At 58.4% G+C, this 21,259-nt stretch carries 22 protein-coding genes and 4 pseudogenes; 8 read left to right on the forward strand and 18 right to left on the reverse strand.

The annotated features are described in order from the left end of the window. Positions 1-88: 88 nt before the first annotated feature. The 3 genes from rimK to rimA are packed head-to-tail and all read right to left on the reverse strand — an operon-like array spanning position 89 to position 2,267. Positions 89-994, reverse strand: a complete 906-nt coding sequence (gene rimK, locus ACA072_RS01205) for a 30S ribosomal protein S6--L-glutamate ligase (protein ID WP_007949201.1) — start codon at positions 992-994, stop codon at positions 89-91. Beyond that, on the reverse strand, positions 991-1,470 hold the full coding sequence (rimB, locus tag ACA072_RS01210; RefSeq protein ID WP_010464766.1) for a retropepsin-like aspartic endopeptidase RimB: 480 nt from the start codon (positions 1,468-1,470) through the stop codon (positions 991-993). The genes rimK and rimB overlap by 4 nt, the downstream gene beginning before the upstream one ends. A gap of 17 nt (positions 1,471-1,487) precedes the next feature. Then, the gene (gene rimA / locus ACA072_RS01215; RefSeq protein WP_497624929.1) at positions 1,488-2,267 is read right to left on the reverse strand and encodes a S6 modification regulatory phosphodiesterase RimA; all 780 of its coding nucleotides are present in this window, start codon (positions 2,265-2,267) and stop codon (positions 1,488-1,490) included. A gap of 116 nt (positions 2,268-2,383) precedes the next feature. Here rimA and ACA072_RS01220 point away from each other — a divergent pair, with 116 nt between their 5' ends. Next, positions 2,384-2,791, forward strand: a complete 408-nt coding sequence (locus tag ACA072_RS01220) for an RNA-binding S4 domain-containing protein (protein ID WP_497622589.1) — start codon at positions 2,384-2,386, stop codon at positions 2,789-2,791. 145 nt (positions 2,792-2,936) lie between these two features. On the opposite strand, the pseudogene ACA072_RS01225 reads toward ACA072_RS01220, so the two are convergent. Beyond that, a pseudogene (locus ACA072_RS01225) lies at positions 2,937-3,161 on the reverse strand (phosphatase PAP2 family protein); the annotation flags it as partial. 100 nt (positions 3,162-3,261) lie between these two features. Between ACA072_RS01225 and hslO the strand changes: the two are divergent. Both hslO and ACA072_RS01235 read left to right on the forward strand, forming a co-directional pair. Continuing rightward, entirely contained in the window at positions 3,262-4,164 is a 903-nt protein-coding gene (gene hslO, locus ACA072_RS01230; protein WP_497622591.1) for an Hsp33 family molecular chaperone HslO, read from the forward strand. Positions 4,165-4,343: 179 nt separating this feature from the next. Further along, on the forward strand, positions 4,344-5,885 hold the full coding sequence (locus ACA072_RS01235) for a phosphoenolpyruvate carboxykinase (protein WP_497622593.1): 1,542 nt from the start codon (positions 4,344-4,346) through the stop codon (positions 5,883-5,885). A 62-nt stretch (positions 5,886-5,947) separates the two neighbouring features. On the opposite strand, the gene ACA072_RS01240 is transcribed toward ACA072_RS01235, so the two are convergent. From ACA072_RS01240 to ACA072_RS01280, 9 genes and pseudogenes are all read right to left on the reverse strand, one after another. Beyond that, on the reverse strand, positions 5,948-6,802 hold the full coding sequence (locus ACA072_RS01240) for an EamA family transporter (RefSeq protein ID WP_497624930.1): 855 nt from the start codon (positions 6,800-6,802) through the stop codon (positions 5,948-5,950). 43 nt (positions 6,803-6,845) lie between these two features. Then, positions 6,846-7,007: pseudogene (locus tag ACA072_RS01245) on the reverse strand (DUF1493 family protein); the annotation flags it as partial. Positions 7,008-7,045: 38 nt separating this feature from the next. Then, positions 7,046-7,546: a helix-turn-helix domain-containing protein gene (locus ACA072_RS01250; RefSeq protein ID WP_497622595.1), complete on the reverse strand. Its 501-nt coding sequence runs from the start codon at positions 7,544-7,546 to the stop codon at positions 7,046-7,048. Between the two features lie 82 nt (positions 7,547-7,628). Next, positions 7,629-7,982, reverse strand: coding sequence for a DUF1493 family protein (locus ACA072_RS01255; protein ID WP_497622597.1), 354 nt, complete (start codon positions 7,980-7,982; stop codon positions 7,629-7,631). 89 nt (positions 7,983-8,071) lie between these two features. After that, positions 8,072-8,203, reverse strand: a pseudogene (locus ACA072_RS01260) (transcriptional regulator); the annotation flags it as partial. A gap of 93 nt (positions 8,204-8,296) precedes the next feature. Further along, complete coding sequence (locus ACA072_RS01265; RefSeq protein ID WP_497622599.1) at positions 8,297-8,596, reverse strand: hypothetical protein; 300 nt, start codon at positions 8,594-8,596, stop codon at positions 8,297-8,299. 324 nt (positions 8,597-8,920) lie between these two features. Beyond that, the gene (locus ACA072_RS01270) at positions 8,921-9,091 is read right to left on the reverse strand and encodes an antitoxin PaaA2 family protein (RefSeq protein WP_497624931.1); all 171 of its coding nucleotides are present in this window, start codon (positions 9,089-9,091) and stop codon (positions 8,921-8,923) included. Continuing rightward, positions 9,067-9,307 (reverse strand): annotated as a pseudogene (locus ACA072_RS01275) (hypothetical protein); the annotation flags it as partial. The pseudogene ACA072_RS01275 and the gene ACA072_RS01270, both read right to left, overlap by 25 nt. An 88-nt stretch (positions 9,308-9,395) precedes the next feature. After that, complete coding sequence (locus ACA072_RS01280; RefSeq protein WP_497622601.1) at positions 9,396-9,659, reverse strand: hypothetical protein; 264 nt, start codon at positions 9,657-9,659, stop codon at positions 9,396-9,398. 270 nt (positions 9,660-9,929) lie between these two features. On the opposite strand from ACA072_RS01280, the gene ACA072_RS01285 reads away from it, so the two are divergent. From ACA072_RS01285 to ACA072_RS01300, 4 genes are all read left to right on the forward strand, one after another. Next, positions 9,930-10,433 carry a polysaccharide deacetylase gene (locus ACA072_RS01285; RefSeq protein ID WP_497622603.1) on the forward strand — a complete coding sequence of 168 codons (504 nt, stop codon included), beginning with the start codon at positions 9,930-9,932 and terminating at the stop codon, positions 10,431-10,433. Between the two features lie 428 nt (positions 10,434-10,861). Continuing rightward, a complete protein-coding gene (locus ACA072_RS01290; RefSeq protein ID WP_497622605.1) occupies positions 10,862-12,796 on the forward strand; it encodes a RecQ family ATP-dependent DNA helicase in 1,935 nt (644 codons plus the stop codon). A gap of 140 nt (positions 12,797-12,936) precedes the next feature. Beyond that, entirely contained in the window at positions 12,937-14,163 is a 1,227-nt protein-coding gene (locus tag ACA072_RS01295) for a 3-hydroxyacyl-CoA dehydrogenase (RefSeq protein ID WP_497622607.1), read from the forward strand. 190 nt (positions 14,164-14,353) lie between these two features. Next, entirely contained in the window at positions 14,354-14,785 is a 432-nt protein-coding gene (locus ACA072_RS01300; RefSeq protein ID WP_497622608.1) for an acyl-CoA thioesterase, read from the forward strand. A 67-nt stretch (positions 14,786-14,852) separates the two neighbouring features. Here ACA072_RS01300 and ACA072_RS01305 read toward each other — a convergent pair whose 3' ends face one another. The 4 genes from ACA072_RS01305 to ACA072_RS01320 all read right to left on the reverse strand — a co-directional run bounded on the left by ACA072_RS01305 (position 14,853) and on the right by ACA072_RS01320 (position 19,878). Further along, the gene (locus ACA072_RS01305; RefSeq protein ID WP_109627361.1) at positions 14,853-15,341 is read right to left on the reverse strand and encodes a glycine zipper domain-containing protein; all 489 of its coding nucleotides are present in this window, start codon (positions 15,339-15,341) and stop codon (positions 14,853-14,855) included. A gap of 370 nt (positions 15,342-15,711) precedes the next feature. After that, complete coding sequence (locus ACA072_RS01310) at positions 15,712-18,060, reverse strand: FdhF/YdeP family oxidoreductase (protein WP_497622610.1); 2,349 nt, start codon at positions 18,058-18,060, stop codon at positions 15,712-15,714. Next, complete coding sequence (fdhD, locus tag ACA072_RS01315) at positions 18,057-18,896, reverse strand: formate dehydrogenase accessory sulfurtransferase FdhD (protein WP_497622612.1); 840 nt, start codon at positions 18,894-18,896, stop codon at positions 18,057-18,059. The genes ACA072_RS01310 and fdhD overlap by 4 nt, the downstream gene beginning before the upstream one ends. Positions 18,897-18,990: 94 nt before the next feature. Then, positions 18,991-19,878 carry a LysR family transcriptional regulator gene (locus ACA072_RS01320; protein ID WP_497622614.1) on the reverse strand — a complete coding sequence of 296 codons (888 nt, stop codon included), beginning with the start codon at positions 19,876-19,878 and terminating at the stop codon, positions 18,991-18,993. Between the two features lie 138 nt (positions 19,879-20,016). On the opposite strand from ACA072_RS01320, the gene lysM reads away from it, so the two are divergent. Beyond that, positions 20,017-20,466 (forward strand): peptidoglycan-binding protein LysM, encoded by a 450-nt coding sequence (gene lysM / locus ACA072_RS01325; protein ID WP_497622616.1) that lies wholly within the window; start codon positions 20,017-20,019, stop codon positions 20,464-20,466. Between the two features lie 121 nt (positions 20,467-20,587). Here lysM and yrfG read toward each other — a convergent pair whose 3' ends face one another. Further along, positions 20,588-21,250 (reverse strand): GMP/IMP nucleotidase, encoded by a 663-nt coding sequence (gene yrfG / locus ACA072_RS01330; protein WP_497622617.1) that lies wholly within the window; start codon positions 21,248-21,250, stop codon positions 20,588-20,590. Between the last annotated feature and the right edge of the window lie 9 nt (positions 21,251-21,259).

The following is a 21,259-nucleotide window of genomic DNA, read 5'->3' on the forward strand; positions in this document are numbered from 1 at the left end:
AGCCCGGGACGCTCCGCGTCCCATTCAAAGCCGAACGCGGAGCGTCCGTTGAGGCATTCACACGCAGAGCGTGGGAACGATCGGCACGTTAACCCTTGCCTTTGGTGCGTGTCATATTCGGCCCGCCATTCTTCTCAAGATGCTCAATGATGATCCCCGCCACGTTCTTCCCGGTGGTGGTCTCGATCCCTTCCAGTCCCGGCGACGAGTTCACTTCCATCACCAGCGGCCCGTGGTTGGAGCGCAGGATATCCACACCCGCCACCGCCAGACCCATGACTTTTGCCGCACGCAACGCCGTCATGCGTTCTTCCGGGGTGATCTTGATCAGGCTGGCGCTGCCGCCGCGATGCAGGTTGGAGCGGAACTCTCCAGGCTTGGCCTGGCGCTTCATTGCCGCGATCACTTTGTCGCCGACCACGAAGCAACGAATGTCCGCGCCACCGGCTTCCTTGATGTATTCCTGAACCATGATGTTCTGCTTCAGGCCCATGAAGGCTTCAATCACCGACTCTGCCGCCGTCGCTGTTTCACACAGCACCACACCGATGCCTTGCGTACCTTCCAGCACCTTGATCACCAGCGGTGCGCCGTTGACCATGTCGATCAGGTCGGGAATGTCATCCGGGGAGTGCGCAAACCCGGTCACCGGCAAACCGATCCCCCGGCGCGAGAGCAATTGCAGCGACCGCAACTTGTCACGCGAACGGGCGATGGCCACCGATTCATTGAGCGGAAAAACCCCCATCATTTCGAACTGGCGCAACACCGCGCAGCCATAAAACGTTACAGAGGCACCGATCCTTGGGATCACCGCGTCGAAACCCTCCAGCGGCTTGCCGCGGTAGTGGATCTGCGGCTTGTGGCTGGCAATGTTCATATAGGCGCGCAGGGTGTCGATCACCACCATTTCATGGCCACGCTCGGTACCGGCTTCGACCAGACGACGAGTGGAATACAGACGCGGGTTCCGCGACAGCACAGCGATCTTCATGCAACACCTGTGGAAGAGGTAGATACCGGGAACACCGGCTTGTCTTGTACATACTTGATACCCGGATTGACCACCAGTTGGCCGTCGATCAGGGCTTTGGAACCGAGGAGCAGGCGATAACGCATGGACTTGCGGCAGGCGAGGGTGAATTCGACCCGCCATACCCGATCACCCAGGGCCAGTGTGGTGCTGACCACATAGCGCATCTGCGCGTGACCGTTGGAGCTTTTAATGGTTTTGCGCGTCACCAGTGGCGCCTCGCAGCGTCGATGACGCAACTGCACCACCGTGCCAAGGTGCGCGGTGAAGCGCACCCAGCTTTCACCGTCGCGCTCGAACGGCTCGATGTCGGTGGCATGCAGGCTTGAGGTACTGGCACCGGTATCGATTTTTGCGCGCAGGCCCGCGACTCCCAGATCCGGGAGCGCCACCCACTCGCGCAGACCGATAACGGTCAAATGGTCAAATGTCTTCAATAGGAAAAAACCGGCGATTAACGCGTCCAGGCCTCAGGCGTTACCTGGGCCAACGCTTTGAATGCAGGCTTGGCGAACCAGTAACCCTGCATCAGAAATATTCCACAGTCCGCCAGGAAATCCCGTTCTCCGGCGCTTTCGATGCCTTCGGCAATGACTGTAACGTTCAACTCCGCACAGATTGTGACAACCCCTCGAACGATAGCCTGACGAACACGGTCGCGATCGACATCGCGGATCAGCGCCATGTCGAGTTTGATCAGGTCCGGTTGGAAATCAGCCAGCAGATTGAGCCCCGAGTAGCCCGCGCCGAAATCATCGATGGCGGTCATGAAGCCGAATTCGCGGTATTCACGCAGAATATTAGTCAAATGGCGATAGTTATCTACGTGCTGGCTTTCCAGGGTTTCAAAAATCAGACGGTTGATCGGAAAGTTATGTTTTTTCGCGGCCTCCAGGGTGCTGCGAATGCACAGCTCCGGGCGGTAGACAGCGTTGGGCATGAAGTTGATGGACAAGTGTGTCTGCATGTTTAGATTGGCCGCACCCTCAATCGCTCGCATCCGACAGAGCTGGTCGAAGCGGTAGCGATTCTCCTCGTTGACCTGGTCGAGCACGGACAGGGCGCCTTCCCCGGCAACGCCGCGGACCAACGCTTCATGAGCAAAAATCGACCGGTCGCGCAGATCGACGATCGGTTGGTAGGCAAAAGAAAAATCGAAGCCCAGCGGCTCGCTTTGCTGACAGCCCTGGCAACCGCCCTGCGGCGAGGTCAATGAAGACGGGAATATAGTCACTCGATCACTCCATGCCGGTGAGCCGGCCAAGATCACAGTCTATCTGGAGGGCCGAGTTCTTGCGCCCGACAGAAACGGTAGTACAGTTCCGACTACAGGCGGAAAGAGGAATTCATATGGCACAAAAACAGGAAGAGGACGACAAGGTCCGTCTCGATAAGTGGTTGTGGGCCGCGCGTTTTTATAAAACACGTGCCTTGGCCAAGGCGGCGATTGAAAGCGGCAAGGTGCATTGCCGGGGTGAGCGCTGCAAACCGGGCAAGGAGCCGAGGGTCGGCGACGAGTTTCAGATTCGTGTGGGGTTCGAGGAACGCACGGTGGTGGTTCAGGCGCTATCGATTGTGCGCCGTGGCGCGCCTGAGGCTCAGACGTTGTACGCGGAGACCGATGCCAGCATCGCCAAGCGCGAAGCGGCCGCGGCCATGCGCAAGGCCGGCGCGTTGGGCGTGAGCACCGACGGCAAGCCGAGCAAGAAACAGCGGCGGGATTTGTTCAAGTTTCGTGGTAGTAGCAACGACGAGTGAGGCAGATGTTTCTGTGTCGACTGGGCTGACGCTTTCGCGGGCAAGCCACGCTCCCACAGGTATTGCGCAGTCCTTTGTGGGAGTGAGCCTGCTCGCGATCGAGTGCGTAGCACTCGCCGGCAGCACCCCGGAATCAGCCACTACGCACCACATCTAATGGGCGCAGACTTGCAATCGCCCAGATGCGTAGCCATATCGGGTAACTGCCCAGCGGCGCATTCAACAGGTGATGTAGCCGCTCGTCGAAAATCAAACACAGCATCTGAGCCGTAAGCCATAACCAGAAGGCCAACAGCGTCAGAGGCACAAATTTGCACAAAGCCAACCGGCGCAGGTTCCACCTTGCTTGGAACAAACCCCGATTGTTCATAAAATGCCTCCCATGGCTGAACATCGCGCACCAAGTGGTGCTGCACAGGCGCAAATTTCACGTTTTGTAACCATTTGTCATTACTTCAGAACCCAGACCTATGACCGAGCTACCGGATACCGACTACACCCAACGCTTCATCTTTGATGACAGCGACACCCGCGGCGAGCTGGTTTCGTTAGAGCGCAGTTACGCCGAAGTGCTCGCCAAACACTCGTACCCGGAGCCGGTAGCGCAACTGCTCGGCGAGCTGATGGCGGCCGCGTCGTTGCTGGTTGGCACCTTGAAGTTCGATGGCTTGCTGATTCTTCAGGCCCGCTCCGACGGCCCCATTCCGCTGCTGATGATCGAGTGCTCCAGCGAGCGCGAAATCCGTGGTCTGGCCCGTTATGAAGCCGACCAGATTGCCCCCGACGCGACCCTTGCTGACCTGATGCCCAACGGCGTACTGGCGCTGACCATCGACCCGACCCAAGGCCAGCGTTACCAAGGCATTGTTGATCTGGATGGCGAAACCCTGTCGGAGTGCTTCACTAATTACTTCGTGATGTCGCAACAGGTCGGCACCCGTTTCTGGCTGTACGCCGATGGCCGTCGTGCCCGTGGCCTGTTGCTGCAGCAACTGCCTGCCGACCGCTTGAAAGACCAGGAAGAGCGCGACGCCAGTTGGCAGCACATCACCGCGCTGGGCAGCACCCTGACCGCTGACGAATTGCTGAGCCTGGACAACGAAACCGTGCTTCATCGCCTCTATCACGAGGAGCAAGTGCGCCTGTTCGATGTGCAGAGACTGCGTTTCCGTTGCAGCTGCTCGCGCGAACGTTCAGGCAATGCTCTGGTCAGTCTGGGGATGGAAGACGCGCAAGCGTTGGTCATCGAGCACGGCGGCAATATCGAGATCGATTGCCAATTCTGCAACCAGCGCTACCTGTTTGATGCCGCCGATATCAGCCAATTGTTCGCTGGTGCGGGTGTCGATACGCCGTCAGATACCCGTCACTAAAACGGTTCAGCGCAGGTAAATTCACTGCTCCGCGCCGGAATAACGCCGTTCTGACGGGAGGGCCCTACTATTTTTGGGCTTTTCTGGCATAATCCGGCCCACTTTTTTCGCGGTAGTAGTGCACGACTTTCTACTACAAAACGTTTGGAGCACTCGGCCACTGGCCGACGGGGAACCTCATGACGCAAGCCAATAACGCCGTGTACACCGATCTGAGTGTTGATGATCTGGTTAAAGAAGCCCTGAATCGCGGTGAAGGCGAGCTTGCCGACACTGGCGCGCTGGTTGTTCGCACCGGTCACCGTACCGGCCGCTCGCCAGTCGACCGTTTCATCGTTGAAGAGCCGTCCACTCAGGCCGCCATTGCCTGGGGCCCGATCAACCGCAAGTTCCCGGCCGACAAGTTCGATGCCCTGTGGGACCGCGTCGAGGCCTTCAACAATGCGCAAGAGCATTTCGTTTCCCACGTTCATGTAGGTGCGTCTGCCGATCACTACCTGCCCGTGAAAATGACCACCCAGACTGCCTGGCAGAACCTGTTCGGTCGTTGCCTGTTCATCAACCCGGCCCAGTACAACCCGGCTGGCCGTGATGAGTGGCAAGTGCTCAACGTCGCCAACTTCGAATGCGTTCCAGAGCGTGATGGCACCAACTCCGATGGTTGCGTGATCCTCAACTTCGCCCAGAAGAAAGTGCTGATCGCCGGCATGCGCTACGCCGGTGAAATGAAAAAAGCCATGTTCTCGGTGCAGAACTTCCTGCTGCCGGCTGTCGACGTGCTGCCAATGCACTGCGCTGCCAACATCGGTGAAGCGGGCGACGTGACCCTGTTCTTCGGTCTGTCGGGCACCGGTAAAACTACCCTGTCCGCCGACGAAAGCCGTTACCTGATCGGTGACGACGAACACGGCTGGGGCGAAGGCGTTGTCTTCAACATCGAAGGCGGCTGCTACGCCAAGTGCATCGACTTGTCCGAGAAGAACGAGCCGGTCATCTGGAAAGCCATCAAGCACGGCGCAGTCCTGGAAAACGTCGTTATCGATGATGCCAAGCACGCCGACTACGCCGACGTCAGCCTGACCCAGAACAGCCGCGCCGCTTACCCGCTGGAGCACGTTGCCAAGCGTTCCGAGAAGAACCTCGGTGGCGAGCCAAACGCTGTGATCTTCCTGACCTGCGACCTGACCGGCGTCCTGCCGCCAGTCTCGATCCTCAGCGAAGAACAAGCGGCCTACCACTTCCTGTCCGGCTACACCGCTCTGGTGGGCTCGACTGAAATGGGTTCCGGCAGCGGCATCAAGTCGACCTTCTCCACCTGCTTCGGCGCACCGTTCTTCCCGCGTCCGGCCGGCGAATACGCAGAGCTGCTGATCAAGCGCATCCGCGGTTTCGGCTCCAAGGTCTACCTGGTCAACACCGGCTGGACCGGCGGCGGCTACGGCGTTGGCAAACGCTTCAACATCCCGACCACTCGTGGCGTGATTGCAGCGATCCAGAGCGGCGCGTTGATCGGTGCTGAAACCGAGCACCTCGACACCATCAACCTTGACGTGCCGTTGGCAGTACCGGGCGTTGAGACTGGCCTGTTGAACCCACGTAACACCTGGGCTGACAAGGCTGCTTACGATGAAGCTGCCAAGGCTCTGGCCGGGTTGTTTGTCGAGAACTTCAAGAAGTTTGAAGTGAGCGACGCGATCAAGGCTGCTGGGCCTAAGCTGTAAGGCTTGGATTTAGCGAATGAAAAAGCCGCCCTTTGAGGGCGGCTTTTTTGTGGGCGTCAGTTTCAGGTTTTCAGATGCAGGACTAACGCCCCTGTCAGGACCAAAACAACACCCAGCACCTGCACCTTCACCAGTCGCTCCTTGAAAAACACGTAACCCAAAATCGCCGCAATGCCGCCAGACAGCGTGCTGATCACCGTCACCACGGAAACCGATCCCGCCACCGCGCCCCAGGCAAATGAAGAGAACCCACCGAGGTTCATCAGGCTGGCGCCTGTTAACGTCATGCAGTTTTTCAACGGTGGGATTTTCAAGCCATCCTTGATCTTCAACACCATGACAACCAGCACGATCAGCCCAACCAGATAGGCCAGCCAAAGCATCGTGACCGGACCCAGCACCGGAAGAACGAAGCGGCCTTGCAGCCAGAAACTGGTGCCATAAAAAACCGCCGCCAACAATGCATAGGTAATCGAACTGCTGGCCTGAGTGGTGTGTGGAAGTTTCGAGTCAGAGTGGATGCTGGAGAGGATGACCCCGAGCACGCACAGCGCGATGCACAGCAGTTGGATCAGGCTGATCTTTTCTCCGCCCGCCCAGGACAGCAACGTGGTGACCACGCCATAAGAAGTCACCAACGGCGCGACGATCGAGGCCTTGCCGAGCGCGAACGCCTTGGACAAGGCCAGCGCTCCGGACACGGTCAACACCGCGGCGAGAATGCCGATCAGCCAGACATCGAGTGATGCCGACATCGATTTGAGAATGAAGGCAGGAAAAGCGATCAGCAACAGGCTCATGATGCTGAAGCCCAGCGCTTGACCGAAATAGACAGCGCGTTTAACGCCGACTGCGCGGGCGTTCAATCCCACCAGAAAATCCGTGCCGCCCCAAAGCAAGGCGGCGAGCAAACCCATCAATACGTCCACGCTATGTCCTTATAGGTGTGCGCTGCGGACGTTAGAGGCTTTCCAGCGTCTGAGTGTCCCAGCGTCGGGCCTTGATGGCCTGGTAGAGCATTTGGATGGTCAGCGGCAGTTTGTCGGCGCGTCCCTTGGCTCGGTGTTTGAGGAACACATCGTAGCCTTGCGGGTGGAAGTCGCGATAGGCGTCGTAGTCGATGGGGGGCTTCATCGTGTTAGACGGATGCACGCCGCAATCTACCTGACTCGCCATGTGTTGGGTTCAGACTTCTTTTTTCTTGTGAGTAAAGCGGACATTGAATGGGTATTCAGTGGGAAGTCGTGAAGTTCGATCCCGCTGTAATCCGATTCACGAATAACACTACTTGTCGGAGAGCCGCACTGTTTGCTTACTTTGGCGGCTGTGGAGCTTTGTTCGCGCTTGGGTTTTTTGATCTTTTGGCCTGGGGCTCGACTTAACTGAGCGTCCTGTAATCGACGTCCCAACTCATCGGATTCGCCTACCTTGTTCAAGTCTTGCTCCAGACTCAATACCTGCATCACTGACAGATACGCCCCCATTGTCACCCCAGCAGCACCCGACTCCAGTGAGCGTAAGGTCATGACAGACATACCCGCTCGCTCGGCCACCATTTTGGCGGTCAGCCTTCGACGTAAACGAGCCAGTTTCAGGCGTTCGCCGAACTCGGTAAGCAGTCGTTTTGTACGAGGAAGCAGTGGCGCTGTTTTTCTGGCCATGCAGCTAGTATTCCTTCACTTCTGGGGTGATAGCGCCAGAATAATTGCAGTTATGCAGACTGGCTCAACTGCTACAGCTGCTTTATTGGCTTTCCAGTTCCTGTGTGTCCCAGTGCTGCGCCTTGACCGCTTGGTAAAGCATGCCGATGGTCAGTGGGACTTTGTCACCGCGACCCTTTGCCTTTCGCTTCAGATGCACATCAAACCCTTCGGGCTGAAAGTAGCGATAGGCGTCGTAGTCCACGAGGTCGATCCCGAACTGTTCTTCCAGCGCTTCCATCAAATTCCGCGCATCAGCGCCATTGCAGCTCAGGTCGAAGTTGATCGACGTATTGAGGCTGATGGTTTTGCGTTCGGGCAGGCCGAGCTCTTCGTGCAGCAACTGCATGAGCAGGTGCATGGTGTGGTCGTCGGGGAAGTTGGGGGCGAGGTTCATGGTGGAAGTGTCCGGTTGGGCTTACGCGGATCTTATTGGGCGTCTGGCTTTGGGGGAAGGGAGCATCTGTTGATCGCTTCCATACAGGTACCCGATTGATCCCGGGATTCTTTGACTGGCAACGCATCAACATGGAATTCGCGGGAAGGCTCACGCTCACCGCATATGATTTCGTTCATCTGTTGCACGCTTTCCATTAGCTCATCGAAGAATTTGCTCATGGTTATCTCCGGAGTTCGACGTTCCAAGAGCCGAACGCGGAGCGTCCGTAGAGGCATTCCCACGCAGAGCGTGGGAACGATCTTCACTCGGCGTCAGGCGGGTGCTTTCCAGTCCATCATGCGTTGCTGGGCGACTTGCAGCAGGTCACAGCCGTCCTGGGTTAGCAGGTAGACCGCGTGGGTGATGTGCGGGATGTCTTCGACATCGCCGTGTTTGAAGCATTGGCAATGCAGGGTTTGGAGGAGGTCGCTGGAAGCTCGGATGCGCTGGAGGGCGGCTTCGAGGATGTCCTGAGGGTTTGCCTCTGTATCGATGATCAGGGGCGGGGAATCGGTGAGGTTGGTTTGTAGTGGGAGGTAGCGATCATTTATGGACGGATTCCGTGTTTTCATTTTATGTATTCTCAAATGCACTAGATGAAGCCATCACCATCGTGACCAAGCGATGGAGGCGGACTGTGTTCGGGTTGGTCAACCGGTGGAACCCATAAGGCCGGCACGCCCTAAGGCGTCCCAAACACAGCCACCATATAGCGTGTAGACACTTGAGTGCCGGCAGCATACAACGGACGCGTTTATGAATTCCATCGGGTGACCAAGCCCGAAATCGCTGATTTGGCAGCGACAGTCACGACTATAGATATGAGCCACCAGGCAGCGATAGACGACAAAGAGTCCCCGCTTGTAGGAACGGGCCGAACCTCGGATAGGCCCTTTCTATAGGAATATTCCGTGATGTATTTTCTCGCGCTTTTCCGCCATCAGCTTCCTTGCGTCCTCATCGGAAATGCTCGGCCGTGGATCATCAATGCTGGCCTGAACCTGCCCGATGAACCACGCCTCGTAGGCAGCATCGTCGATGGGAGCCTCCCAGCCTTTGCCGAACAGTGAGCCACTGAGGCCGTAATCCTTGAACTTGGTAAATAGGTCGTCGGCTTGCAGGTTACCGCTGCCGGGACCGTCGACCACAATCCATTCGGCGAACTCGCGGCCGGTAGGGTGAGAGGCAAGCGTGGAGACCCGTTCACCGTCCCAGAAGTTTTCATGGGTGTCGTCGAACTTGGTCGAGCCGGTGCCGCAGAAGAAAATAGTGAATGTAGTCATTATGGTGCTCTTGATTGGTTTAAGAGCTTGCAGACCAATTTTTGTTGTTTGTAAGTTGAGGAAGTTAGTTGTTTCTATGTTTGTGCTTTTAAAGTTGTGTTCTTTGTCTTGCAACTTCGAGAAGTTCGCAGCCATCCTGCGTTAACAGATAAAGCGCATTCACTATATGTGGGATGTCTTTTACGTCAGCCTGTTTGAAGCACAGGCAATAAAGTGTTTCGAGCAGGTCGCTGGCGGCGCGCAGGCGTTGGTGAGCGGCGTCGAGGACGGCGCCGGTGCTGGCGGCGGTGTCGATGACCAATACGGGCGTTTCGCTGTAGCTGGTTTTGAGCGGGCGATAGCGGTCTTGCATGAGGTCAGTCCTGTTTTTCAGCGGCGGCGCAAACTATAGAGGCGTGCGTTCAGGCGTCGCAATACAGTGCAAATGGACGGGTTTTGTAGGGGATTTACCTGCGAGATCGACCTTTTCCTACGTACACCCCGAGCTTTCTTTCAGCCATTCCCTTACAGGTCGAATTTCCTACGTGTTTGTCAGGCGCAACGCACCAATCCTCTGTATGGTGCGCGTCAGAATCTGTAGGACGTTAAAAAACGTCTGCTTAACGCTTAAAGGGAATTAAGTATGCAATGGCTACGCATGGCCTCGATTTTGTTGCTGTGGGCGGGTGTCTGTCGTTTGGCGGGCGCGGCTGACACGGGTAATTCGTTAATTCTCGCCAATATGGATCGCACCGGTTGGCCCGATGCGCTGACAAGCCAGGCGAATGTGGACACTGCGTCCCGCGCCGAGGTGTTGATGTTCGGCAAGGCACTGCTGGCCAGTGAAACGCTGGACGAACAGAGTCTCAAACAGCGACTGGGCGTACAGGATTTGAAGCTCAAGTCGGTCAGGCAAGTGCGTGACGGTCTGTGGGATCGGTTACTGACCACCTACCGCAGCGCCAGTCAGAACTGCGACGGCGAACCCTTCTGCCCCCGCGTGCGAAGCGTCGCCGATTTGCGTCAGTTGGCGGCCGCGTTCACCGGCGAAATCAGCCCGGCTCATGCGGTTTGGGCGAGCAAGAGCCGGGTGTTTCAGGAACAGGTGTTGAACGAGCAACTGCGAGTGGCCGTGAGGGTGCCGTAGCCACGTGTCCCGCAGTCGTCAGGATGTTCGCCAGGCTTGTTGGGTTGCGCATTCCAGGGTGTCGCACGTAGCGAGTAACGGTGGTTCCTGGGGAATTCTGTCGCAGCCGTGCAGCAGCAGAGATGTCAGGATCAGGGCGGTCGCGAAAAACGATTTTTGAGGCATGGTCGTTCCTTGTTCAAGTGCCGCGCTCATCAGGCGTCCTGCCGTGATGTGAAGTGCGCGGACGGTGGTTGTGCGAGAAGACCTTAACGTCAGATCCAAGGGCTGCGCGAGGAACAAAGTGTTTCGTTTGTTTCATCCTGTGGCAAAGGCCCCTGGAGCGAGGCTGTATCATCCCGTATCGTTTTGGTCCCCGACCTTTTCTCGACTCGCTGCGTTTGCCGGCTAGGCTTTGGGCTTCGCAGCGGTCAACGGAGTGACAGCTTATGCACAACACCCTGGAACAGGTTTTCGGTTATCCACAGTTTCGGCCTGGCCAGGAGGCGGCGGTCAGCGCGGTGTTGGCCGGGCGATCGGCGGCGGCTATTTTTCCCACCGGCTCAGGCAAGTCGCTTTGCTATCAGTTACCGGCCCTGTTGCTGCCGCACTTGACGCTGGTGGTCTCGCCGCTGTTGGCGTTGATGCAGGATCAGTTGGCCTTCCTGCAACGGCACGGCATTGCGGCGGGCAGTATCGATTCGGCCCAGAGCCGTGATGACGCAAGTGATGTGATGGCCCGGGCCAAGTCCGGCGAACTGAAGATTTTGATGATCTCTGTGGAGCGCCTGAAGAACGAGCGATTCCGCAATTTCTTGCAGCAGGTACCGATCTCTCTGTTGGTGGTGGACGAGGCGCACTGCATCTCGGAGTGGGGCCACAATTTTCGCCCCGACTACCTCAAGCTTCCCGACTACCAGCGCCAGTTCAACATTCCTCAAGCGCTGCTGCTGACGGCCACCGCGACGCCCAAAGTGATCGCGGACATGGAGGCGAAATTCGCCATCGCGCGGGAAGATGTGGTGACCACGGGTTTTTACAGGCCGAACCTGAATCTGCTGGTCGAGCCGGTACGCGGTCAGGACAAGCGCCGACGTCTGGTCGAGTGGATGAGCGAACGTCCCGGCCAGCCGAGCATCGTCTACGTCACCCTGCAAAAAACCGCCGAGCACATCGCTGAACACCTGGGGCGCAATGGCATCCAGGCCGAGGCCTATCACGCCGGTTTACCCCACGAACAACGGGAAGCCATTCAAAAGCGTTTCATGGGCGGGCAGTCCAATTGCATTGTTGCGACCATTGCCTTCGGCATGGGCATCGATAAAAGCGACATCCGCAACGTGGTTCATTTCGACCTGCCCAAATCCATCGAAAATTACAGCCAGGAAATCGGCCGTGCCGGGCGTGACGGGCAACCATCCGACTGCCTGGTACTGGCGAATCGCGACAGCCTCAACGTGCTGGAAAACTTCGTCTACGGCGACACGCCGGAGCTGGATGGCATTCGCTGTGTGCTTGATGAGTTACAAGCCGCCGCACCCGAGGGCCAGTGGGAATTTCTGCTGGGGCCGCTGTCGGATCAGAGCAATATTCGTCAATTACCGCTCAAGACCTTGCTGGTGCAGCTTGAGTTACGCAGGATCATCGCCCCGCGTTACGCCTATTACGCCGAATACCGTTTTAAGTATTTGCAGGAACCTGAAGCCTTGCTGGCTCGCTTCGAGGGCGAGCGCAAAGATTTCGTTGCGGCGATCATCCAGACTTCCAGTCGTGCGCGGACCTGGGCCACAGTGAATTTCGACGCGTTGTATGAGCAGCATCAGGCCGAGCGAAACCGCGTGGTCAAGGCGTTGGATTACTTCCAGGAGAAGGGTTGGGTCGAGCTCGAAAGCAAGCAGATGACTGAGGTCTACAGCGTGCTTGAAACGAATTTCGACAGTCACGCGCTGAGCGCCGAACTGCACGCTTATTTTACCCAGCACGAACGCACCGAGATCGCGCGGATTCACGCCATGCTGGATCTGTTCGCCACCGATCATTGCCTGGGCTATCGCCTGGCCGAGTACTTCGGCGACGACAACGCGCCTCGTCTGTGCGGACATTGTTCGGTGTGTCATGGGCACGTGGCGCGGCTGCCATCGCCGCCGGAATTGCCGGCGCTTGTGGATAAAAACTTCGAAGCGCTGTGCGGTGATTTTATCCACAGGCATGAACAGCACACCGGCAACGTACCGTCGGCTGAGCGGGTAACCCGGTTTTTGTGCGGGATCAGCGTGCCGTTGTTTACCAAGTTGAAGGCGCGTTCGATTCCGGGATTTTCGGCATTGGAAAATTATCCATACGCCGAGGTGCGGGAATGGGCTGAAGCGCATCTGCCCAGTTGAAACGCTCCCACAGGGATCTTTGGTGTATTCGCGGGTAGATCCATCCGCTGAATGTTGCTCATCACAGGAATAAATTTCAAAAATGCCCAGCGGCTGACTATGGTGAAGGCTGTCTTTGGATCGCCAACAAGAGAACAACCATGAGCCAGACACCGTTCAACATTCAGCGCGCCGCCGTGATTGGTGCGGGCACCATGGGCCGTGGCATTGTCATGTGCCTGGCCAATGCCGGCGTTCCGGTGCAGTGGGTCGATAACAATCCGCAGATGCTGGAACAGGCACTGGCCACCGTGGCAGACACCTACGCGCACAATGTGCGACAGGGCCGGATCGATCAGGTCGAGGCGGACGCGCGCATCGCACGGGTCACGGCGGCAGCTGATTATTCGGCAATCCGCGAGGTTGATCTGGTGATCGAAGCGGTTTACGAAAACCTTGAGCTCAAGCAAAAAATCTTCCGTGAACTGGACGGACTGCTCAAACCCGAAGCGATTCTGGCCAGCAACACGTCGGCGCTGGATATCGACGCAATTGCTGTTGCAACTCGCCGTCCGACTCAAGTCCTGGGCCTGCATTTCTTCAGCCCGGCCCACATCATGAAGTTGCTGGAAATCGTCCGAGGTGCGCAGACTTCGACCGCAGTGCTCGATGCGGCACTGGAGTTGGGCAAGCGCATGGGCAAGGTCAGTGTGGTAGCGGGTAACTGCGATGGTTTCATCGGCAACCGCATGCTCAATACCTACGTGCTGGAAGCGCGCAAGATGCTGCTGGAAGGCGCTTATCCCTATCAGGTGGATGCGGCGTTGCAAGGTTTCGGCTTCGCCATGGGGCCGTTCCGCATGTACGACGTGGTGGGCGTCGACCTGGGTTGGCGGGCTCGGGAACTGGCGGGCACAGGGCAGGATGCGCCCGAGGTTCAAGTGGATAACCGTCTCTGTGAATTGGGCCGTTTTGGTCAAAAGAGTGGCAATGGCTATTACCACTACGAACCGGGCAGCCGACAGGCTGAGCACGATCCGGAGGTCGATGCGCTGGTGTTGCAGGTCAGCGAAGGGTTGGGCTTCCAGCGTCGCGAGATCAGCCCTGAGGAGATTCTTGAGCGCTGCCTGCTGGCACTGGTCAATGAAGGGGCGAAGATCCTGCAGGAAGGCATTGCCGGGTCAGCGCACGACATCGATCTGGTGTACCTCAACGGTTACGGTTTCCCGGCGGACAAGGGCGGGCCGATGGCGTGGGCGGACCAGCAAGGTCTGGCGGATATTCATCAGCGCTTGATGGCGCTGGAGACTCGCCAGGGTGATCTCTGGACGCCGGCGCGGTTGATTGGCGAGTTGGAGGTGGCGGGTAAGGGGTTTGCTGACAGGTGATTGATGCAGCGCTTTTGAAGGCCTCTTCGCGAGCAAGCCCGCTCCCACAAGGGGGCTCTGTCGTTCACAAACTATGTGTTCACAGAAGATTAAATGTGGGAGCGGCGGTGCGGCGATCCGACTTGCTCGCGAAGAACGATAACGCGGTATTCGCCTTAGACTGGCAAACCAACTCCAGGAATCGACACTGATGTCCAACCCGATGCCCCAACGCACCGACTACCCTCACTTCCAGCCCATCACCACCCGCTGGCACGACAACGACGCCTATGGCCACGTCAACAACGTCACCTACTACAGCTTTTTCGACACAGCGGTGAACACCTACCTGATCGAAGTCGGTGGGCTGGATATCCATGACGGCGAAGTGGTGGGGTTTGTGGTGAGTTCGTCTTGCGATTACTTCGCCTCCATCGCCTTTCCGGACCGGATCGAGATCGGTCTGCGGGTGGGCAAGCTGGGCAACAGCTCGGTGCAATACGAGCTGGCGGTTTTCAAGGCTGGGGAAGAAGAAGCCTGCGCGGCGGGGCGCTTCGTGCATGTGTTTGTTGATCGGGCGTCGAATCAGCCGGTGGCGATTCCTGCCGGGTTGCGCGGTGCGTTGGAACGCCTGGTGGTTTAAAGGACAAAAAAATCGCAGCCCTTGGGCTGCGATTTTTTTTCTAGCGGTCAGCGATGCCGTTCAGGCCTCAATGATGACGATTGTGCTTGTGATGTTTGCGATGACCATAGGCATGACCACGGCCCGGATGGCCATCACGGTAGTAACGACGATCATCACGGCCGCCGCGATAGGAGCGACGATCATCGTCCTCATCGCTCTTGTTGCCCATGTAGTTACCCAGCGCGCCACCGGCGCCGCCGCCTGCTGCGGAGCCGATCAGGCTGCCGGTGGTGCCGCCCATGCTGCGGCCGACCACGTTACCGCCTGCTGCGCCCAACGCACCGCCAATGGCGGCTTCGCCACGGCTGCGTTTGTCTGCGCCGACTGCGCTACCACCCGCGCCACCCAGGGCCGCGCCAATGGTGGAACCTGTATTGCCGCCCAGCGATTGACCGACGACTGAGCCAAGAACCCCGCCCAATGCGCCGCCCACACCTGCTTCGGTGGTGCCGCCGGCAGAAGCGAAGCCACTGACCAGGCCAAGGGACAACAAGAGAATCGAGGAGAACTTCATAGAGGAACCTCAAGGGGATGACGGCGCGATCCTGAGGCTGTGTCAGGGTCGTGACAATCGAAATCCGACGAGTAACACGACTTGAGCACATTTCTATAAGTTGCTGTTTTTTGGGCGGAACTTAACGGTTTTTCGCCGGTCTTTAGCTACTTCGGATAGGCCGTTTTTGTGAAAAAACGGCCTTTTTTGTGGGCGATTGGAAAGTAACTGATCCGGAAGATTCGTTGAATGTTCCACCGCCTTCGCGAGCAAGTCGGATCGCCGCACCGCCGCTCCCACATTTAATCTGCAGTGAACACAGGTGTAGTGTCCGACGAAGATTAACTGTGGGAGCGGGCTTGCTCGCGAAGGGGCCAGACCTGCAGACGCGTTAAGCCGACTTCGCCAGGATCAATCCGGTTTCACTCGCCGCTTCCAACCGGATCGCCACAAACTTCGACGTCGGCGTATGGCTGCCATCCCCGGTGCTTTCCAGCGGCACCAGCGGATTCACTTCCGGGTAATACGCCGCGGCCTGCCCTGCAGGAATATCAAACGCCAGCAACGTAAAGCCTTTCACCCGACGCTCACGTCCATCATTCCAGATCGAGACGATGTCAGCCTTCTGTCCAGGCTTGAAGCCCAGGCGAATGATGTCGGCTTCATTGACGAACAAGACATCCCGCTGGCCCTTCACGCCCCGATAACGGTCATCCAGCCCGTAAATCGTGGTGTTGTACTGGTCGTGGGAACGCATCGATTGCATGATCAGGTCCGGCAACACCCCCGTGGCGCGTGTGCGTTCGTGCACCAGGTCTTTGGGCAGAGCGTTTGGCCGGAAGTTGGCGCGCCCGGACGGGGTGTTCCACTTGCGCGCACCGGCGCTGTTGCCGAGGTAGAAACCGCCCGGATTTTTGATCTTTTCGTTGAAGTCGCGAAAGCCCGGAATGGTATCGGCGATCAGGTCGCGGATACGGCTGTAATCGGCCACCAGCCAGTTCCAGTCCACCGGTTTGCTGCCCAGGGCGGCGGCAGCGATGCCGGCGATGATCCACGGCTCGGAGCGCATCTGATTCGACAGTGCCTGCAACTGGCCGTTGGAGGCATGGACCATGCTGAACGAGTCCTCAACGGTCACCGCTTGCGGGCCTTCGGTCTGGATGTCGATGTCGGTGCGGCCCAGGCACGGCAGGATCAACGCGTCTTTACCGTGGGCCAGATGGCTACGGTTGAGTTTGGTGCTGATCTGCACAGTCAGGTCGCAATTGCTCAGGGCCTGGAAGGTGCGCGAGCTGTCCGGGGTGGCTTGGGCGAAGTTGCCACCCAGGCCGATGAAGACTTTCGCGCGGCCGTCGGCCATGGCGTGGATCGCCTCGACCACGTTGTGCCCGTTTTCACGCGGCACCTTGAACTGGAAGCGCCGCTCCAGGGAGTCGAGGAAGGTCACCGGCGGACGCTCGTTGATGCCCATCGTACGGTCGCCCTGCACGTTACTGTGGCCACGCACCGGGCACAGACCGGCGCCCGGCCGGCCAATGTTGCCGCGCAGCAGCATCAGGTTGGCGATTTCCTGGATGGTCGCCACCGAATGGCGGTGCTGGGTGATGCCCATGGCCCAACACATGATCACGTTTTTGCCTTTGGCGTACATGCGCGCCGCTTGCTCGATTTCCACCAGGGGCAGGCCGGACTGCTCGACGATCTGCTCCCATGAGGTGTCGTCGACGGTGCCCAGGTATTCCAGCACGTTGACGCTGTGTTCATTGAGGAAGTCGTGGTCGAACACCGCAGGCTCACCCGCCTTCTGCGCGTCGCGCTCCCATTGCAGCAGGAATTTGGCCATGCCACGCATGATTGCCATGTCGCCGCCGAGCGCTGGGCGGAAGTAAGCGGTGTTGGTCGGTTTGTCGCCGTTGGTGAGCATTTCGATCGGGTGTTGCGGGTGCTGGAAGCGTTCCAGGCCGCGCTCTTTCAGCGGGTTGATGCACACCACCTGAGCGCCGCGTTTAACCGCTTCGCGCAGGGGTTCGAGCATCCGCGGGTGGTTGGTGCCCGGATTCTGGCCCCAGACAAAAATGGCATCCGCATGTTCGAAGTCGTCGAAGGTCACGGTGCCTTTGCCAACACCGACACTTTGCGCCAATGCCACACCGCTGGCCTCGTGGCACATGTTCGAGCAGTCGGGGAAGTTGTTGGTGCCGTAGGTGCGCACGAACAACTGATACAAATACGCCGCTTCGTTGCTGGCGCGGCCCGAGGTGTAGAACTCGGCCTGATTCGGGCTCGACAGGCCCTGCAAATGCTTGGCGATCAAGGCGAACGCCGCTTCCCAGCTGATCGGCTTGTAGCGATCGGTTTCGGCGTCGTAGCTCATCGGCTCGGTCAGACGGCCCTGATACTCGAGCCAATAGTCGCTCTGTTCCAGCAACGAGCTGACGCTGTGCTTGGCGAAGAATGCGCCGTCGACACGCCGCTTGGTCGCTTCCCAGTTCACCGCTTTGGCGCCGTTCTCGCAGAACGCCACCATGCCGGCTTCGTTGGAATCGCCCCAGGCGCAACCGGGGCAGTCGAAGCCGCCGTTCTTGTTGGTTTTGAGCATCATGCGCAGGTTTTTCAGCGCGTTGTCACTGGTCAACCAGGCTCGGGCAACGCTGGCCAATGCGCCCCAACCACCGGCCGGGCCTTTGTAGGGCTTGTAGCGAGGGACGGGTTTCTGGTCGGCTTGACGGTGTTGACTCACGCTTGATTCTCCAATGCCGGGCTGTAGACCCGCGGTGCATTCTTCTGGGGCAGATGGATGAGGTTGAGGTTATGGCGACGGGCCCATTGCACGGCAAGGCCCGTGGGCGACGACAGGCTGACGAGGGTCTGGATGCCTGCGCGCAACACTTTCTGGATCAATTCGAGGCTGCAACGGCTGGTAACAATCGCCAGGCCGCCTTCAGTCGGGATCTTCTGGCGAATCAACCCGCCAATCAGTTTGTCGAGGGCGTTGTGCCGGCCGATGTCTTCGCGGCCCAGCAGCAATTCGCCCTGACCGTTCATGAACACCGCCGCGTGCACCGCACCGGAGTGCTGACCGAGTGGCTGGAATGCACCGATACGCTGACGCAAACCATCGAGCCACTCGGCGGGCGGCAAGGGCGCGCCGGCCAACACCTTGAGGTCTGGTAACGCCTGCTCAACGGCCTCCACGCCACAGAGCCCGCAACCGCTGGTGCCAGCCATTTGCCGGCGCTGTTGCTTGAGGTTCCAGAACGCGCGGTTGGCGATGGTCACTTGCGCGTATTGCGCCGAGCCAGAGCCGCTGAGTTGCAGGTCATAGATGTCGGAGGCGTCTTCGATGATGCCGCTGCCAAGGCTGAACCCGACAATGAAGTCTTCCAGGTCCGTCGGCGTTACCAGCATCACAGCCTGACTAATGCCGTTATAAGCAATCGCCAACGCGACTTCCTCGGCGAGCGCGGTGCTGGCCGATTCGGTGTATTGAAGGTCGCTGTAACTGTACGTCTGGCTGGCGGCGGGCGCGGGCGTTTCAGTGGCTGGTGCCGCGCAAACAGGGCGCTTGGTGTTCATGAGGCATCACCGACGGTTTAGTCAGCTTTAAGCCTATGCGCGTCAAGTTGTCACGTCTAATCGCTATTACTGATCCGTTGATAGATGGCGTCGATCAAGAAGCCGTCAACGATTGTTGATAGATCGCAAAACAGGCTTCGGCCAAGGCTGATCTTGGGGCACTGCGGCGCATGATCAGCCCCAGCCGGGCAAGGGTCTTTGCGTTTTCAATGGGTTGCAGACGCAAGTGATCGGTCAGGTTTTCCAGGCCGCCCTCTAAAGGCATCACCGCGCAGCAGAGGCCGCCGTGCACCGCTTGTAACAATTGGTGGACGGCATCGGTTTGCAAAAGCGGTTGTGGGGTCAGTCCGCGGCTGTGGAAGTTGTGGTCGATGGACTGGCGAAAGTGCATGCCGCTGGTGAGCATACCCAGGGGCAACTCGATCAAGGACTCCCAACTCAGCGGCGCCTCGCCGAAGTTGAAGAAGCGCTGATCGTAGAGCAGTCCCATGTGGGTTTCGCTGAAGGCCAGGGAATCGAAGCGTTCGTTGTCCAGACGCTCCAGATATGACACGCCGAGGTCCAGGCGATTGTTCGCCAGTTGTTCGAGAATTTGCTCGGAACTCAGGGCCGAGAGTTCAAAGCGCAGATTCGGGTGTTCGGCGTGCAGGCGTTGCATCAAAGGCAGCGGATCGAAGCTCGACAGCGGCACCACGCCCAATCTCAACGTACCGACCAGATTGCCGCGACAGGCGGCGGCTTCGGCCTGCAAGCCGTCGTAGGCCGCCAGCACCGTGCGCGCCCACGCCAACACGCGCTCGCCCGGCGCGGTGAAGCCTTCAAAGCGCTGGCCGCGATTGACCAGCGGCAGGTCGAGTTCTTCTTCGAGGCTGCGCAGGCGCATGGACAGGGTCGGCTGGGTGATGTGACAGCGCGCGGCGGCCTGGCCGAAATGGCGGGTTTCGTCGAGGGCGATGAGGAATTTGAGCTGCTTGATGTCCATCTTCGCTCCAGGGCGCGGTGAGGGAGGGGATTCTAGCGCTTGCGCCGGATCAACGTCATTGGTCGGGTTGGAACCGGGGGTTGCAAGCTTGGTCTAGGCTTTTGCGTCTGGAACCTAAAACCCCAAGGAGAGCAAACGATGAGCCTTTTCAGTTTTCTAAAAGAAGCCGGTGAAAAAATTCTCGATGCGCTGACGCCGGACAAGGCTGAAGCCAACAGCGAGGCGTTGACCAAGCATGTAAAGGATGCGCTGACGGGGATCGACACTTCCAAGATCCAGGTGAAAGTCGAGGGTGAAAAAATCATCGCCACCGGCGAAGCCGCCAGCCAGGAAGAGAAGGAAAAGATCCTTCTTGCACTGGGTAACGTGGCCGGTATCAGCGGTGTGGATGACCAGATCACGGTGACCGGACCGGTGGCCACACCTGCGAAGTTTGTCACGGTTGAGAAGGGCGACACGCTGAGTGCCATTTCCAAGCGTGTGTATGGCGATGCCAACAAGTATCAGAAAATCTTCGAAGCCAACAAGCCAATGCTCAAGGATCCGAACAAGATCTATCCGGGACAGTCGTTGCGGATTCCTGAGTAAGCCTTGAGACCGCAATCGCGAGCAGGCTCACTCCCACACTGGATCTTCTTCGTACACAAACTCTGTGTTCACTGAATTTTTAATGTAGGAGCGAGCCTGCTCGCGATGCAGGCAACTCGGTCTAAAGCCCGGCAATCAACTCCTGATAATCCCCCACCGCCGCAAACTCCGCCGTGTCCTTCGGCCCCTTGCGACTGTCCGGCTCGCTCACCGCCAACAGATGCACCACGCCAAAACTTCGCGCACTGCGCAGGATCGGCAACGTATCGTCGATAAACAGACTGCGCGCCGGGTCGAAACCGATGTCGGCCTGCAACGCCTCCCAGAACTGCGGATTTTCCTTGGGAAAACCGTAGTCATGCGAGCTGATCAACCGCTCGAAGTACGGCGCCAGTTCAATCCTTTCCAGTTTCAATGACAGCGAATCACGGTGCGCATTGGTGATCATCACCACACGTTTGCCCGCCTGTTTGATCGCCGCCAGAAACGTATCCGCATCGGGCCGCAGGGCGATCAGGTGGGCGGTTTCAAGCTTCAGTTCACGCACCGGCAGCTTCAGCTCGGTGCTCCAGAAATCCAGGCAATACCACTGCAACTGCCCGGCGTTGCGTTCGAACAAGGGCTGCAATTCCATCTCGGCCATGGCCCGGCTGACCCCGTGCAACTCGGCGTAACGCTGAGGCAGGTGCTCCATCCAGAAATGGTTGTCGTAGTGCAGGTCCAGCAGCGTGCCGTCCATATCCAGCAGAACGGTGTCGATGTCGCGCCAGGGCAGCAGGGACATAAAAAACTT

The sequence above is a fragment of the Pseudomonas sp. LBUM1656 genome (assembly GCF_059716065.1).

Bases quoted from the DNA above. Each gene is read 5' to 3' on its own strand.
- ACA072_RS01250 (WP_497622595.1), bottom strand. From the start codon at position 7,546: ATGGCCAGAAAAACAGCGCCACTGCTTCCTCGTACAAAACGACTGCTT.
- ACA072_RS01320 (WP_497622614.1), bottom strand. From the start codon at position 19,878: ATGGACATCAAGCAGCTCAAATTCCTCATCGCCCTCGACGAAACCCGC.
- ACA072_RS01290 (WP_497622605.1), top strand. From the start codon at position 10,862: ATGCACAACACCCTGGAACAGGTTTTCGGTTATCCACAGTTTCGGCCT.
- fdhD (WP_497622612.1), bottom strand. From the start codon at position 18,896: ATGAACACCAAGCGCCCTGTTTGCGCGGCACCAGCCACTGAAACGCCC.
- ACA072_RS01255 (WP_497622597.1), bottom strand. From the start codon at position 7,982: ATGAACCTCGCCCCCAACTTCCCCGACGACCACACCATGCACCTGCTC.
- ACA072_RS01235 (WP_497622593.1), top strand. From the start codon at position 4,344: ATGACGCAAGCCAATAACGCCGTGTACACCGATCTGAGTGTTGATGAT.
- rimK (WP_007949201.1), bottom strand. From the start codon at position 994: ATGAAGATCGCTGTGCTGTCGCGGAACCCGCGTCTGTATTCCACTCGT.
- ACA072_RS01285 (WP_497622603.1), top strand. From the start codon at position 9,930: ATGCAATGGCTACGCATGGCCTCGATTTTGTTGCTGTGGGCGGGTGTC.
- ACA072_RS01295 (WP_497622607.1), top strand. From the start codon at position 12,937: ATGAGCCAGACACCGTTCAACATTCAGCGCGCCGCCGTGATTGGTGCG.
- ACA072_RS01300 (WP_497622608.1), top strand. From the start codon at position 14,354: ATGTCCAACCCGATGCCCCAACGCACCGACTACCCTCACTTCCAGCCC.
- ACA072_RS01280 (WP_497622601.1), bottom strand. From the start codon at position 9,659: ATGCAAGACCGCTATCGCCCGCTCAAAACCAGCTACAGCGAAACGCCC.
- ACA072_RS01265 (WP_497622599.1), bottom strand. From the start codon at position 8,596: ATGAAAACACGGAATCCGTCCATAAATGATCGCTACCTCCCACTACAA.
- ACA072_RS01240 (WP_497624930.1), bottom strand. From the start codon at position 6,802: ATGGGTTTGCTCGCCGCCTTGCTTTGGGGCGGCACGGATTTTCTGGTG.
- yrfG (WP_497622617.1), bottom strand. From the start codon at position 21,250: ATGTCCCTGCTGCCCTGGCGCGACATCGACACCGTTCTGCTGGATATG.
- hslO (WP_497622591.1), top strand. From the start codon at position 3,262: ATGACCGAGCTACCGGATACCGACTACACCCAACGCTTCATCTTTGAT.
- ACA072_RS01305 (WP_109627361.1), bottom strand. From the start codon at position 15,341: ATGAAGTTCTCCTCGATTCTCTTGTTGTCCCTTGGCCTGGTCAGTGGC.
- lysM (WP_497622616.1), top strand. From the start codon at position 20,017: ATGAGCCTTTTCAGTTTTCTAAAAGAAGCCGGTGAAAAAATTCTCGAT.
- ACA072_RS01220 (WP_497622589.1), top strand. From the start codon at position 2,384: ATGGCACAAAAACAGGAAGAGGACGACAAGGTCCGTCTCGATAAGTGG.